The following is a 1254-nucleotide window of genomic DNA, read 5'->3' as shown; positions in this document are numbered from 1 at the left end:
ACGCTGGTGGAGGTGCCGGACACGGCCCGCGCCGCCCGGGCCCGGTACGGCGACCACCTGGACCGGCTGGTCCGCCCGGCGGCGTCCCGGCTGCGCGCGGCCGGCTGGCCGGTACGCGTGCTGCGACCGCTGCGGGCACTGTCCCGGCCCGACTCGGTGACGCTGGACAGCGCCGGACGGGCCACCGCGGCCGAGGCGGCGTTCCGGTTGCGCCGCCCCGTGACCGGACACCGCCCGGCCGGGACCGTGGTGCTGCTGGACGACATCGTCACCACCGGCGCGACGCTCGCGGCGGTGAGCCGGATGTTGCACCGCGCGGGAATGACGCCAAAGGCCGCGGCCGTGCTCGCCGCAACGCAAAAGCGGCACGTTCGGTGACGCTTCGTGTATCCGTTTCACCCCATGGTGTATGAGGTGTTAAATTCCGCAACCCCTTTCGGCAACCAGGGGTGACGGTTGGCGGTAGAGGAGTTAGCGTTTCGGTGTCGGGGGTAGAGAGGATGCCAACCTTCCCCCGGCGCTGGAAGGAGGCGTAGCCGAACACCACCGGTCGACGCCGAGCGGGGCCCTCCCGGGCGGGTCGACCGGATTCTCCGGACCGAACGACCGTCCGAACAAGGGAGGTCACGTGGACATCGTGGTCAAGGGCCGTAACGTCGAAGTGCCGGACCATTACCGGGTGCACGTAGCCGAGAAGCTCGCGAAGATCGAACGCTACGACCAGAAGCTCATTCGCGTGGACGTCGAGTTGTTCCACGAGCGCAATCCACGCCAGGCGGACCACTGCCAGCGAGTGGAGATCACCTGTGTCACGCGCGGCCCGGTGATCCGGGCCGAGGCCTGCACGAGCGACTTCTACAGCGCGCTCGACGCCGCAATCGCCAAGTTGGACACCCGCTTCCGCCGCGCTGCGGACCGCCGCCGGGTGCACCGGGGGCGGCACGCGCCGATCTCCGTGGCCGCCGCGACCGCCGGACTGCCGGTGGCCGAACTCGACGGGCCCGGCCTGGCGGCGCGCGACGGCCACGGCGCCGCCACCGCCGTCGCCGAACGTCCCGACGAGGACGGTTACGTCGAACCCGACGACCAGCCGTGGCACATCGCCCGGGCGAAGGTCCACCCCGCCGATCCGATGACCGTCGACGACGCGCTGTTCCAGATGGAACTGGTCGGCCACGACTTCTACCTGTTCCAGGACAAGGAGTCCGGCCGCCCGAGCGTGGTCTACCGGCGGCACGCGTACGACTACGGGAT

1 protein-coding gene and 1 pseudogene are annotated in these 1254 nt (G+C 70.7%); both read left to right on the top strand.

What is annotated here, in order from left to right:
- Positions 1-378 (top strand): annotated as a pseudogene (locus KBX39_RS31485) (ComF family protein); the annotation flags it as partial.
- 250 nt (positions 379-628) lie between these two features.
- On the top strand, positions 629-1254 hold a 626-nt coding region (gene raiA / locus KBX39_RS31480), incomplete at its 3' end, for a ribosome-associated translation inhibitor RaiA (RefSeq protein ID WP_210874056.1).

Origin of the sequence: Micromonospora sp. D75, assembly GCF_018070405.1 — a bacterium.
GTDB lineage: Bacteria > Actinomycetota > Actinomycetes > Mycobacteriales > Micromonosporaceae > Micromonospora > Micromonospora chalcea.
The sequence above is the reverse complement of the archived record's forward strand: the minus strand, read 5'-3'. Positions and strand labels throughout refer to the sequence as shown.